The organism is Ligilactobacillus apodemi DSM 16634 = JCM 16172, from assembly GCF_001434405.1.
Taxonomy (GTDB): Bacteria; Bacillota; Bacilli; order Lactobacillales; family Lactobacillaceae; genus Ligilactobacillus; species Ligilactobacillus apodemi.
This window is the reverse complement of sequence record NZ_AZFT01000004.1, coordinates 23527-36555: the sequence shown is the minus strand read 5'-3', so window position 1 is coordinate 36555 and position 13029 is coordinate 23527. Positions and strand designations below refer to the sequence as shown.

At 40.8% G+C, this 13029-nt stretch carries 10 protein-coding genes; 6 read left to right on the top strand and 4 right to left on the bottom strand.

Annotated features, from left to right (window positions below):
* The first annotated feature begins 69 nt into the window (after nucleotides 1–69).
* Together FC32_RS00890 and FC32_RS00885 are read left to right on the top strand one after the other, a co-directional pair.
* Complete coding sequence (locus FC32_RS00890; protein WP_025087031.1) at nucleotides 70–996, top strand: ATP-binding cassette domain-containing protein; 927 nt, start codon at nucleotides 70–72, stop codon at nucleotides 994–996.
* Nucleotides 996–2522, top strand: a complete 1527-nt coding sequence (locus FC32_RS00885) for an ABC transporter permease/substrate-binding protein (protein WP_025087032.1) — start codon at nucleotides 996–998, stop codon at nucleotides 2520–2522. The genes FC32_RS00890 and FC32_RS00885 overlap by 1 nt, the downstream gene beginning before the upstream one ends.
* A gap of 42 nt (nucleotides 2523–2564) precedes the next feature.
* On the opposite strand, the gene brnQ is transcribed toward FC32_RS00885, so the two are convergent.
* Entirely contained in the window at nucleotides 2565–3917 is a 1353-nt protein-coding gene (gene brnQ, locus FC32_RS00880) for a branched-chain amino acid transport system II carrier protein (RefSeq protein WP_025087033.1), read from the bottom strand.
* Between the two features lie 201 nt (nucleotides 3918–4118).
* On the opposite strand from brnQ, the gene FC32_RS00875 reads away from it, so the two are divergent.
* Nucleotides 4119–5975 carry a heavy metal translocating P-type ATPase gene (locus FC32_RS00875; protein WP_056957193.1) on the top strand — a complete coding sequence of 619 codons (1857 nt, stop codon included), beginning with the start codon at nucleotides 4119–4121 and terminating at the stop codon, nucleotides 5973–5975.
* A gap of 38 nt (nucleotides 5976–6013) precedes the next feature.
* On the opposite strand, the gene FC32_RS00870 is transcribed toward FC32_RS00875, so the two are convergent.
* Nucleotides 6014–6457 (bottom strand): ASCH domain-containing protein, encoded by a 444-nt coding sequence (locus FC32_RS00870; protein WP_056957192.1) that lies wholly within the window; start codon nucleotides 6455–6457, stop codon nucleotides 6014–6016.
* 104 nt (nucleotides 6458–6561) lie between these two features.
* On the opposite strand from FC32_RS00870, the gene FC32_RS00865 reads away from it, so the two are divergent.
* Together FC32_RS00865 and FC32_RS00860 are read left to right on the top strand one after the other, a co-directional pair.
* Nucleotides 6562–7578 (top strand): LacI family DNA-binding transcriptional regulator, encoded by a 1017-nt coding sequence (locus FC32_RS00865; protein WP_025087034.1) that lies wholly within the window; start codon nucleotides 6562–6564, stop codon nucleotides 7576–7578.
* Between the two features lie 31 nt (nucleotides 7579–7609).
* A complete protein-coding gene (locus FC32_RS00860) occupies nucleotides 7610–7915 on the top strand; it encodes a bacteriocin immunity family protein (RefSeq protein WP_025087035.1) in 306 nt (101 codons plus the stop codon).
* Between the two features lie 261 nt (nucleotides 7916–8176).
* Here the strand turns inward: FC32_RS00860 and FC32_RS00855 are convergent, their stop codons facing one another.
* Both FC32_RS00855 and FC32_RS00850 read right to left on the bottom strand, forming a co-directional pair.
* Entirely contained in the window at nucleotides 8177–9952 is a 1776-nt protein-coding gene (locus FC32_RS00855) for an ABC transporter ATP-binding protein (protein WP_056957191.1), read from the bottom strand.
* Between the two features lie 3 nt (nucleotides 9953–9955).
* Entirely contained in the window at nucleotides 9956–10558 is a 603-nt protein-coding gene (locus FC32_RS00850) for a MarR family winged helix-turn-helix transcriptional regulator (protein ID WP_025087036.1), read from the bottom strand.
* 204 nt (nucleotides 10559–10762) lie between these two features.
* On the opposite strand from FC32_RS00850, the gene FC32_RS00845 reads away from it, so the two are divergent.
* Nucleotides 10763–13021 carry a glycoside hydrolase family 65 protein gene (locus FC32_RS00845; RefSeq protein WP_025087037.1) on the top strand — a complete coding sequence of 753 codons (2259 nt, stop codon included), beginning with the start codon at nucleotides 10763–10765 and terminating at the stop codon, nucleotides 13019–13021.
* The last annotated feature ends 8 nt before the right edge of the window (nucleotides 13022–13029 follow it).

The window sequence follows — 13029 nt, the reverse complement described above, 5'->3', positions numbered from 1 at the left end:
TTTTTGAATCAAATTAATTGTATTTTAGAGCCTTTTACGGCAAACTATTAGCAAATAGGGGGTGAAAAAGTGATCAAATATCAAAACGTGGGGATGACCTATGGTAAAAATGTCGTCTTAGAAAATATTGACCTTGAGATCAAAACAGGGGAACTTTTTGTTTTGGTCGGACCAAGTGGGAGTGGCAAAACGACTTTACTGCGGATGCTAAACCAACTTACACTGCCAACTGCAGGTGATATTTACTATGAAGGAAAAAAGATCAAAACGTATGATAAACAAAAATTACGTCTCCAAATGGGTTATGTTCCCCAAGTCAGCAGTTTATTTCCCAATTTAAACATCGAAGAAAATATTACGATCCAACTAGAACAACTCAGAGTCCCTAAAGCCAAACGAAAAGCACGTGCTAAAGAATTGTTAGCCAGTGTAGACCTAGAACCAGAAAAATTTGCTAAACGTATGCCTGATGAACTTTCAGGTGGGCAACAACAACGAGTGGCGATCATTCGCGCCTTAGCGACTGATCCTAAGCTGATTTTGATGGATGAATCATTTAGTGCCCTAGATCCGGTTTTAAGACGCCAATCACAAGACTTGATCTTAGAGTTACATCAAAGACTTCAAACGACGATCGTTTTTGTGACCCATGATATGCAAGAAGCAATGCGCTTAGGCGATCGCATTGCAATTTTACACGAAGGACAAGTACAACAAATCGGTACCCCAACGCAAATCATTGAAGCGCCAGCAAATGATTTTGTCCGCGAATTTTTTGCACCAGCACGACCCCGTTTTTGGAATCTAGCAACGGTCTGTAATAAAGCCCAGGTTCTGACGTATGATCCAACCGCGGCTAAGGTCGCCGATTTTGACCAATTATTGGCGCAATTGACCCAACAAACGACCCTTATTTTTAACTATCAGGAACAAACGTATCAACTTTCACAAACACAATTGCTAGAATTTTTCCAAGAACAGGGGGGAAGTACGTGATGCACCAATTTTTGCAACTGGTGAACGAACAAAAATATGAAATTTTACAAGCCTTATTGCAACATATCACGATCTCGTTGATTTCACTAGTACTTGCGGTCGTAATCGCAATTCCGTTAGCGATCATTTTACGTGATCGACCTGTTTTAGGGGAAGGTGGTCTGCAAATTGCGGGGATCATTCAAACGATCCCTAGCTTAGCGCTTTTAGGGCTCTTGATCCCCCTAGTCGGGATCGGGACCTTACCTGCAGTGATCACCTTGACTTTGTATGCAATCATGCCAATTTATCAAAATACTTATACGGGGCTAAAAAATGTTGATCCAACGCTAAAAGAAGCGGCGCAAGCTTTTGGCTTATCCAAAACAAAGCAACTTCAACGGCTGGAATTTCCCTTGGCCTTACCGTTGATCTTATCTGGGATCAGGATCGCGTTAGTCATGATCATTGGGACCGCCACTTTAGCTGCCTTTATCGGCGCAGGTGGGTTAGGAGATTATATCATGTTGGGGATCCAGCAAAATAATAACTCCTATTTGCTGATCGGGGGGATCTTGTCAGCCGCCTTGGCATTTAGTTGTAGTTGGCTGTTAAAGTATCTCAGCCAGTCCAAAAAACGAGCTTGGGGTGCACTGATCTTATTAGCAATACTTGGCGTGTCATTTGGTGGCTATAAAGTGTATGAAATATTTCAGCCTAAACCAGTAAAAGTAGTGATCGCTGGGAAATTAGGGAGTGAACCCGAAATTTTGATAAATATGTATAAAGAATTGATCGAGCATGATGATCCTAAGGCACAAGTAACTTTAAAGCCAAATTTTGGTGGGACAACGTTCTTGTTTAAAGCGCTTCAAAAAGAGCAGATCGATATTTACCCTGAATTTACGGGGACAGTGCTCGAAGCCATATTAAAGCGCACGCAAAAAACACCAAGTGATCCGCAAAAGACTTATCAGCTCGCTAAAACTGGGTTAGCTCAACAGTATAATATGACTTATTTAAAGCCAATGGCGTATCAAAATGGCTATGATCTTGCGGTAACTAAGCAATTTTCGCAAAAATATCATGTTACTAAATTAAGTGAGCTTGCGCGGGTCAATAGTTCAGTCCATGCTGGCTTTGATCCCGATTTCTCCAACCAAGAAGATGGATATTTAGGGTTAAAACAAGTGTATGGGCTTGATTTTGGTAAAGTTTCGGTCATGGAGCCAGCTTTGCGCTATCAGGCGATTGCTAATGGCAAGGTCAATTTAGTTGATGGCTACACGACCGATCCCCAGATCAAACAGTATGATCTGGTAGTTTTGGAAGATGATCAGAATTTCTTTCCACCATATCAAGGAGCACCACTCTTAAATGAAAGCTTTGCCAGGAAAAATCCGCAGATCGTCAAGAGTTTGAATAAACTTGCTGGCAAGATTACGACTAAAGAAATGCAAGCCATGAACTATGAAGTAAGTGTTAAGCATAGAAAAGCCCGTGAAGTCGCCCATGAATATTTAGTTAAACACAAATTATTAGACTAAAAAAGGCCCGTCTCAACTTTTAGCCGAGACGGGCTGATTTTTTTATTGTGCCTTATTTTTGTGAACAAAATAACCGATCATGCCGATAACAAAACCGACAAGGCTAAAGCAGACCCAGCCAAAGCCGAGTTCAAAGAATGGGAAATAAGCTTTTGCAAAATTAAGCAAACTTTGGATTACGTTAGCGTCTTTGAAGTTTTCAGGTAAATTATTCAATAGATCAAAGAAAGCTGGGATCAAAGTAAAGAAAGTCGTTGTTTTATACACCAAAGCGTAGTTATTGAAGAACGGTGAAAAGACACCTAACAAGATCAACGTGATCGCTAAGGGATATAAAAACATCAAAACTGGTAATGACCAAGCGATGATCGCATCTAAGCCTAAATTAGCAAAGGCAAATGACAACAAGCAGTTAAGTGCCAACATCGTTTTATACGAGATTTTGTTGAAACGTTGGTGGAAAGCTTGAGAACATGCGATCGCTAGCCCCATCGAAGTGGAAAGACAGGTGATCGTAGTTAGAGTTGCTAACAAAGCATCTCCAAAAGTACCCATATAGTGATGTGCGATCTGAGTTAAGGTGATCCCCCCGTTTTCACCTAAACCAAAAGTCGAAATACTTTGGGCACCCAATAAGATCAAAGCAACATAGATGACCCCGATCGATAAGATCCCAAAAGAACCACCTTTAGCCGTTGCAAGGGCGACTTCTTTTTTATCTTTGAGCCCAAATTGTTGGACTGCGGTGATGACGGTGATCCCAAATGCGATCGAAGCTAAAGCATCCATTGTGTTATAACCTTGTAAAAGACCTGAAGTTAAAGCACCACTTGCATAATCAGCACTGATCGGTGCGGTACTTGCGCTACTCAAGGGATGACTAAAGGCTAAAAAGAAAATCACAAACAACATGATCAAAAAGACTGGATTGAGTAGTTTTCCGATCAAATCGGTGATCTTACTTTCACGACTTGATAAAAAGTATACCAGTAAAAAGAAAACTGCCGAATAAATCAAAAGTGCTAAAGATTGTTGGCTTTTAGCAATGTGCGGTGCAAAACCAATCGTAAACGGTACGGTCGCCGTTCTTGGAGTGGCAAAAAATGGCCCGATCGTTGCATAGATCAAGATCAAAAAGATCAAGGCATAATGATGGCCGACCGGTTTAGCGAGATCATAGATTCCCCGTGAACGTGTGATACTGATCGCTAAAAGTCCTAAAACCGGCAACAACACGCCTGATGCTAAAAAGCCTAAAGCAGCACTAGGCCAGTTTGCCCCCGCCATTTGACCTAAGTGGACCGGAAAAATCAAGTTACCGGCACCAAAAAGCATCCCAAAGATCAACGAGCCAATGATGAGATAATGTTTGAAAGTTAATTTCTTGGCGTTCATAAGTTCCCCCCATGTATTTTTTGGTGAAAAAAGTCCTTTCAGGTCAAGGTGGCCCGAAAGGACTCTAATAGTCTATAACTTTTAAGCTACAATAATTTGTTAAAAAAGTCAATTTACTTAAAGGTTGCAATTTACTAGGGAGCGTGTTAGACTTTAGTTGAAAATATGAGCATATATTCATAAGTTTAAGAGGTGAGCTTGATGCAAAATATTCGTGAAAACAAAAAGCAAATTACCCAGATCATTTTGACGGTGCTGTTATTTATCTTAGCTCATGTTCCCAACGTACCACAATTGGGGCAATTTATCATTTATTTAGTGGCATACCTTATTATTGGGGCTTCAGTGATTAAAGAAGCAGTTGAGCATTTATTTCAAGGCAAATGGTTTGATGAGAATTTTTTGATGATGATCGCTACAGTTGGGGCCTTTTTAGTTAAACAATATCCCGAGGCAGTTGCCGTGATGTTATTTTATAAGATCGGTGAATTGTTTGAGCATATCGCAGTTGAACGTTCACGGCGTTCGATCACGCAATTGCTAGACATTCGCCCCGAGTACGCTAATTTACAACTTGAGACGGGCAAAACCAAGCGCGTTTCGCCCGCAGAAGTAAAAATTGCCGATATGATCGTGGTCAAACCAGGCGAACGGGTCCCACTTGATGGGATCGTAGTTTCGGGGGAAGCTTATCTAGATACTGCCGCTTTGACCGGTGAATCTGAACCGCGCTTATCTAAAAAAGATACGGCGATCTTAAGTGGCTCGATCGTACAAAATAGTATTTTAGTGATCAAAGTCACCAAAGAATACGGTGAATCAACGGTCGCCAAGATTTTAGAGTTGGTAGAAAATGCAAGCCAACAAAAAGCGCCGACTGAAAAATTTATCACTAAATTCTCTCAAGTTTATACTCCGATCGTGGTCGGTTTGGCATTGTTATTAGCGTTGGTACCACCGTTTCTTTTAGGGCAACCCTTTGAGACCTGGTTTTATCGGGCACTAGTCTTTTTAGTTATTTCTTGTCCATGTGCCTTAGTTATTTCGATTCCCTTAGGCTTTTTTGGGGGGATCGGTGCTGCTTCAAAGCAAGGTGTTTTGGTGAAAGGGAGTAACTATTTAGAACTGTTGACTAAGATCAAGACCTTAGTTTTCGATAAAACTGGGACGTTGACGTTAGGGCAATTTGTTGTCGCCAAAGTTTACCCTAGTGCAAATACGACTGAAGCTGAAGTCATCAAGCTAGCAGCCTTAGCCGAACAACATTCACCTCATCCGATTGCCCGCTCGATCGTAGAATATTACCCGGGAAATCTGACTGGAAATGAAGTCAGTGAAGTCAAAGAAGTGATCGGTGCGGGAGTTAAAGCATCATATCAGGGAAAAGAGCTATTAGTCGGCAAAGCTAAGTTGTTGCAACAAGAAAAGATCAAACTAAGCCAAAGTATCCCAGAGACCCCAGGAAGTTTGGTTTATGTCGCTTATGACGGCAAATATTTAGGATGTCTGGTGATCGAAGATGCGCTAAAGCCTAGTTCACAAGCGACGATTGCACAATTAAAAGCACGGCAGATCAAACCGGTGATGTTGACCGGCGATCGCCAGCAAAGTGCGCGCTTGGTCGCAGATAAATTAGGGATCACTGAAGTTAAAGCAGAACTTTTACCGCAAGATAAGCTTGAATATGTGCAAAAATTACAACAAACAACAAGTGGTAAAGTTGGTTTTGTTGGTGATGGGTTAAATGATACGCCAGTTTTAACGAGTGCTGATGTCGGGATCGCTATGGGAGCACTAGGCTCAGACGCAGCGATCGAAGCCGCTGATGTAGTCTTGATGACTGATGATCCGGCGGCAATTTTAAGTGTGCTAAAGGTCTCTCAAAAGACCAAACAGATCGTCTGGCAAAATATTTGTTTAGCTTTAGGGATCAAGTTGATCTTTTTGATTTTAGGTGCCTTTGGTGATGTTTCCATGTGGGAAGCTGTTTTTGCCGATGTCGGGGTGACGCTACTGGCAGTTTTAAATACTTTGCGGATCTTTTATCGTCAAAAATAAAAAATGAGCGTGGGTCTAAAACTACGCTCATTTTTAGTCTAAGCAACATAGACTACCGTAAATTCTTCACAGATAACTTCAAATTCGGGACTAAATTCTTCGCCGAGCTCGGCTAATTCTTGTGTGAAAAAGTCTTGGTGGACTTTACGCCAATACGCCAAGCTTAAATCACCTTCGCCTTCTAAACGGGCATGTCTTGCATCAACTTTTGCAAAAGTCGTTTGATAGACCTTCGTTGTTTGTGTAATACAAACTGCTTGTTCATTTTCATCTAAGATAATATTATATTCACCAACTTGTGGCAAAGCTTCATTGTCTAATTCATAGAAAAGATAACCTGAGGTCGTCGCCGTTTTTTTACCTTGGCAGACGAGTTGGGCTAATTTTGTTGGTTGAGCACCAAAGGCCCAAGCATCGTGCGGACAGTGTGCTTTAGCTGGATATTTAGTAATAAATTTTTCCCAAAGTTCGCTACTTTTCATGCGCATTTCCCCCTTGATCAAAAAATAAACAAGACTTGCCATAGGATGATTTTACAGTATATACTTAATTATATGCAAACGTTTTTATGAAAGGGTGGTGCGCCATGGCGACAATTAAAGATGTAGCAAAATTAGCAGGGGTCTCGCCGTCAACGGCATCACGAGCAATGCATGATAGTTCTTTGATCAGCGAAGAAACAAAGAGTAAAGTTCGGCATGCAATGCAAGAACTTGATTACTCGCCCAATTTTGCGGCTCAAAATTTAGCAAATCAATCATCAAATACGATCGGGGTCATTTTACCAGCTCGCGAAGAAGCGGTTGGGGAAAATCCTTTCTTTATTCAAATCATTCAGGGGTTAGCTTCGATTTGTAATGCACATGATTATTTAGTGGCGGTAGCTTCGGGGCAGACCGACGAAGAATTGATCAAGAATTTAGAAACGATGATCAAACGTGGCAATATTACTCGTTTTGTTTTTGTGTATTCGCAAGTTAATGATCCGGTTTTAGAATTTATCAAACAGCAAAAACAAACGCAATATGTGGTGATCGGCTCACCGGAAAGTGATCGTGATCAAACATGTTATGTCGACAATGATAATCATCTAGCAGGATATGATGCGACACGCTATTTATTAGAAAAAGGCTTTGAAACAGTCATCTATGCGTATACCAATTTGGATGAAGGTGTACAAAATGCGCGTTATCTTGGTTACCAACAGGCATTAAATGAGTTCAAATTGCCAAAATTTCCGTTGGAATTGAGCAATCGGGTCGCCGATGAGGCCAAAAATGCCCAAGCGTTACGTGAGCTGTTAAAGAAGGTAAGTGGGCGGATCGCTGTGTTGGCGTGCGATGATATTTTGGCACTTGATATTCAGTATTTATGGGATCTTTGTGAGGTGGACCCTTCAAAAATCGCCATGATGGGCTTTAACAACTCGGGGTTAGCTAAGATCGCACGCCCAACTTTAACTTCGGTGGAAATTTTCCCACGTTTTTTAGGTACTGAAGCCGCAGCCCTAGTTATTAATAAGGATAAAGATACGTTCAAGCTAGATTTAAACCGGGTGATCGTTCCACATAAGATCATTGAACGGGATTCAACTAGATTTTAACCTTAGCCTTCTTAAGCGGGGAGGATTATACATGGAAGAAAAGATAACTGAAAATGAAATTGTGCGTGAAAGTTATAATTTCATTTTGGACAGTAGTATTACTGATAACGAACGAAAAGCATTTATCAATTTTAAAAATAGTTTGGGAGTAGGAACCGAATTTAGTAGTGCTTTGTTGGATTTGTCTGGTGATTTAAGGCAAATTGCAGTAAAAAATATCTCTAAACATGTCGGGTTAACGCCAAACGTTAGTGAATTTTATCAAAAAATTGTGAACTATGGTCAGATAAAACTTAATTGGGCTCGTGGCTTAGCTTCGTACGGCATGCTTTTTTAAGTAAAGAGAAAACTATCAATTAGGTGGTCGATAATTGCTAGAACATGCGGAATTGAATATGCATCAAACGTTGGACATTAACTACATTTAGGCGTTTTAGGGGATGGAAAAATGGCAAAAAAGTGCAGGGCTAAATAGTAGGATATAAGGCAAATTATGCAGATAAATCACAATTCTATAGTTTTTTTGAAGATTTTCCGAGAAGATAAAAAAGCAAGAAATCTTAGTGTTCAAAATAAGATTTCTTGCTTTTTTATGTGCTTAAGCTACTTGCTCAAGTTTAAATTGTTCTTTTACATATTTAGCATAAGTTGGGTGCGTTTTAACCAGTTGTTCATGAGCACCAGAACCAGTGATCTGTCCTTTTTCAACAAAGTAGATCCGATCAGCGTCAACGATCGTCGCTAAGCGGTGGGCGATCACGAGTGTTGTGCGTCCTTGCATCAGATTGCTCAAAGCTTCTTGCACTTTCATTTCAGATTCAGAGTCAAGACTAGCCGTGGCTTCATCTAACATCAAGATTTTCGGGTCACGTAAAAAGGCACGTGCGATCGCCAGACGTTGACGTTGACCACCCGAAAGTTTTACCCCTCGTTCACCGACTTGAGTGTCGAGTTGGTCAGGCATTTCGGCGACAAATTTTTTCGCATAGGCTAATTCTAAAACTTCCCAAAGCCGTTCATCGCTAAAGTCTTCGGTTAAGCCGTAAGTTAGGTTTTCGCGGATCGTTCCCGCCATGATCGCTGAATCTTGTGAAACGTATCCGATTTGGCTACGGTAATCAGCTAGATTCAATTCAGGTGAAGCGAGATTGTCATATTTGATCGTGCCACTGGTTGGTTCATAAAATCGTTCGAGTAAGCTAAAAATAGTTGATTTACCACCACCTGATGGGCCAGCAAAGGCAATGACTTCATTTGGACTAGCTTCAAATGAGATATTTTGCAAAACTGGTTCATCTGGGGCATCGGCATAGGAAAAATCGACTTGTGAAACTTGAAGCTTCTTAGCGGTTAAATCAACTTTGACACCAGAATCGAGGTCTTCAGGTGTTTCATCCAAAAGATCTTGCACACGTTGGGTCGAACCGGCGGCTTTTGCCATTTCTGAAAAAAGCGTTGCGATTGTTGGGATCGCTCCGATCAAGTTGAATAAATACATTAAAAAGCTCATCAAAGTTCCGATACTCATCACACCAATGGCAATGCGGTGCATCCCATAAGCCAATAGTCCAAAGATCATACTCATAAAGATCATCATCATGATCGGTTGGGTAATGGCATCAAAGATTGCTTCTTTTTTGCCGACGTTAAATAATTGGTCGATCTCTTGGTCAGCTTTTTGCTTGGCTTGGGGTTCGGCATTTGAAGTTTTAACGAGGCGAATTTCGCTTAACGTTTCGGTTGCGATACCGTTAAAGCGACTTAAAGCATCTTGACGGATCCGCCCGACTTTAGCGCCAAAAGTCATGATCGGGATCATTAAAAGTACAACGATCGGGACAACTAGAAGCATCGCTAAAGACATTTGCCAGTCCATTAAGATCATCATGTAGACGGTGCCGATAACGGTGATCAGACTAGCGATCGTTTGGGGGAAGGTGACCGCGAGTAATTGTTTGACTTGATTAGTGTCGTTGACTAAGCGACTGGCAGATTCACCAGCTTTGACACTATCAAAGTAAGTAACTTTTAAAGTCGTTAGTTTTTCCCAAAGTTTTTTGCGCATATTTTGGATCACATTTTCACCAAAAATACCCAGGATCGTTCCACCAATTGCCGAGATCAAAGCCGAAATGATAAATAAGCTCACGACTTTGATGAGTAAGGCATAGTCGACCCCTTTTTGAAAATCATTGACCAAACTAGCGGCTAGTTTAGGGACATAGACTTGGATCGCCGAAGAACCTGTCAAAAAAATGATCCCTAAAAACAGCAGCAAGTATTTCGGATTAGTTTGTTTGATCAAACTCATAAATTTGCGAAGTGAAAATTTTGCTCCCGATTGAGGTAAAGTGTTCTCAGTTCTAGCTGGCATAAATTATCGTTCCTTTCGTGGGTCATTAAAGTCTTTTCTAGGGTCAAATGAATGGGGAAATGGCCCGTTAAAGTGTTCAAAATGATGTTTTTGCATTTGTTCGCGCATCTTCATAAAACGTGCCGATGATTGGCGCCCAAAATTTTCCCAAGTACGTTCGTCGTGGAACAATTCATCAATTTGGGCCATAAATTCAGGACTAGAGGTGTTTTGTTCCAAGCGGTCGAGATAAGTTTCAAAATTTGCGAGCTCTTCTTCACTGAAACCTTTAAAAATCGCATCTTGCAAGTCACCCGTGATCGAACCTTGGGTAGTTAGCATTTCTTGCCCCTTAGCGGTAAGTTGAACAAAAGTGATCCGCGCATCGGTCGTTGATTTGATCCGTTCCACCGCACCTTTTTGTACTAATTTTTTGATGATCTGTGTCACACTTGAGGGCTTGATATCTAAATATTCTGCGATCCGTCCCGCGGTGACATCAGTTTCTTTAGCTAAAAGCTTAAGTGTTTCTTGGGTGTTATCCGGGCGTTTTTCTAAGTTGGCAAAGACCATAAACGGTTGACGAGTAACACGTAAAAGTTTATTTAATAGGGTAGTTTTATCCATTGGTATCATCCTTTATCAAAATAATTTATTTAGTTTCTCAATTAACTAACAAAATAAATTTAACATGATTAGTTAGTTTTGTAAATATAAAACTAACTATTTTCTGTAAAAAATTATTTTTTTGCTTGCAAATGCAATCGGTTGCATATATAATAAAACTGTAAATGAAAACGTTTAAATTATTAAAAAGGTGGTCAGCAGATAATGAAAAGAATTTTTGAGATCGATCCATGGAAAGTAGTCACACACGAATTAAAACCAGAAGAAAAACGTCTCCAAGAAAGTATGACAAGTATTGGTAACGAATACATGGGGATGCGGGGAATGTTTGAAGAAAATTATTCCGGCGATACCCACAAAGGAATCTACTTAGGTGGCGTTTGGTACCCAGACAAGACACGTGTTGGTTGGTGGAAAAATGGTTACCCAGAATACTTTGGTAAAGTTATCAATGCCGTAGATTTCACTAAAGTTGACATTAAGTTAAACGGTTCTTCCGTTGACTTGGCTAAGGATAACTTCTCTGATTTTGAACTTGCCCTTGATATGAAAGAAGGCATCGTGACACGTAGCTATATCGTTGAAAAAGACGGTCAAAAATTCCGTTTGAACTTCGAACGCTTCGTCAGTGTCACTCAAAAAGAACTTTACGCTTCCAAAATCACAGTTGAAAACTTGGGCGATAAAGCAGCAACGCTCGAGATCGATTCTTACATTGATGCTGATGTCTTTAACGAAGATGCCAACTACGATGAAAAATTCTGGAATGTTTTAGCCCAAAATGTCTCTGAAACAGATATGTCATTGACAGCCCAAACGATTCCAAATAACTTCAACACACCACAATTCACAACAGAAATGTTAGCTGATCATGTGACAAGTTTGACACCAATGGCAGCTCAAACAACTGAAAAACATGTAACTAACAGCTTCAAAGGTGAATTAGCTCCAGGTCAAAGTGTTGATTTTGAAAAACGTGTGATCGTGGTAACTTCTCGTGATTACCAAACAAAAGAAGAACTTGATCAAGCAGCACATGCTTTGAGTGAACAACAAGCTGCTAAATCATTTGACCAATTAAAAGCTGATCAAGCAGCAGGTTGGGCAAAACGTTGGGAAAAAGCAGACGTTGAGATCGCAGGTAATGCCGAATCACAACAAGGGATCCGCTTTAACTTATTCCAACTCTTCTCTACCTACTATGGTGATGATGCGCGCTTAAACATCGGGCCAAAAGGGTTCACTGGTGAAAAATACGGTGGGGCAACATACTGGGATACAGAAGCATTTGCTGTGCCATTATACTTGGCATTAGCTGACGAATCTGTCACGCAAAACTTGCTCAAATATCGTCATGATCAATTAGCTGGTGCTTACCACAACGCCCAACAACAAGGTTTGAAGGGTGCTTTATATCCAATGGTGACCTTTAACGGGATCGAATGCCATAACGAATGGGAAATCACCTTTGAAGAAATTCATCGTAACGGCACGATTGCTTATGCGATCTACAACTACACGCGTTACACTGGCGATGAAGAATACGCAACTCACGACGGCTTTGATGTTTTAGTGGGAATTGCACGTTTTTGGGCTGACCGTGTTCATTACTCCAAACGTAAAGGTCAATACATGATCCACGGGGTAACAGGTCCTAACGAATACGAAAACAATGTTAATAACAACTGGTACACCAACATGTTGGCTAAATGGTGCTTGAACTATGCCAATGAAATTGCAGATAAAGTTTCAGCTGATAAATTAGCTGAACTTGATCTAGGCGAAGCAGAACGTAAGAAATGGCATGAAATTGCCGACAACATGTACTTGCCTGCCGATGAAGAATTAGGGATCTTTGTGCAACATGACACATTCCTAGACAAAGATTTGACGCCAGTAAAAGACTTGCCAGCAGGTCAATTGCCATTGAACCAAAACTGGTCGTGGGATAAGATCTTACGTTCACCATACATCAAGCAAGCCGATGTTTTACAAGGGATCTACTACTTCGTGGAAGATTTCACACCAGAACAAAAAGAAAAGAACTTTGAATTCTATGAACCATTGACAGTGCACGAATCAAGTCTTTCACCATCGATCCACTCGATCTTGGCAGCTGACCTTCACAAAGAAGACAAAGCATTTGAAATGTATTCACGGACAGCTCGTTTAGACCTTGATAACTACAACAATGACACGGAAGATGGCTTACACATCACCTCAATGACTGGTTCTTGGTTAGCGATCGTGCAAGGTTTTGCAGGCATGCGTGTCATTGACGGTGAACTTGAATTTGCACCATTCTTACCAAAAGAATGGGATGGCTACAAGTTTAGAATCAACTTCCGCGGACGTTTGTTAAACATCGTGGTTGATAAGACTGGTTCTAAGATCGAATTGCTCAAGGGTGAACCTTTGAAGATCAAGTTAAACGGTGAAGAAGTAGAATTAACAGCTAAATAGAGGAGATT

What these genes read in the sequence shown, in the direction of transcription:
- FC32_RS00885 (WP_025087032.1), top strand. Translation starts at nt 996, where the DNA reads ATGCACCAATTTTTGCAACTGGTGAACGAACAAAAATATGAAATTTTA.
- brnQ (WP_025087033.1), bottom strand. Translation starts at nt 3,917, where the DNA reads ATGAACGCCAAGAAATTAACTTTCAAACATTATCTCATCATTGGCTCG.
- FC32_RS00875 (WP_056957193.1), top strand. Translation starts at nt 4,119, where the DNA reads ATGCAAAATATTCGTGAAAACAAAAAGCAAATTACCCAGATCATTTTG.
- FC32_RS00870 (WP_056957192.1), bottom strand. Translation starts at nt 6,457, where the DNA reads ATGAAAAGTAGCGAACTTTGGGAAAAATTTATTACTAAATATCCAGCT.
- FC32_RS00865 (WP_025087034.1), top strand. Translation starts at nt 6,562, where the DNA reads ATGGCGACAATTAAAGATGTAGCAAAATTAGCAGGGGTCTCGCCGTCA.
- FC32_RS00860 (WP_025087035.1), top strand. Translation starts at nt 7,610, where the DNA reads ATGGAAGAAAAGATAACTGAAAATGAAATTGTGCGTGAAAGTTATAAT.
- FC32_RS00855 (WP_056957191.1), bottom strand. Translation starts at nt 9,952, where the DNA reads ATGCCAGCTAGAACTGAGAACACTTTACCTCAATCGGGAGCAAAATTT.
- FC32_RS00850 (WP_025087036.1), bottom strand. Translation starts at nt 10,558, where the DNA reads ATGGATAAAACTACCCTATTAAATAAACTTTTACGTGTTACTCGTCAA.
- FC32_RS00845 (WP_025087037.1), top strand. Translation starts at nt 10,763, where the DNA reads ATGAAAAGAATTTTTGAGATCGATCCATGGAAAGTAGTCACACACGAA.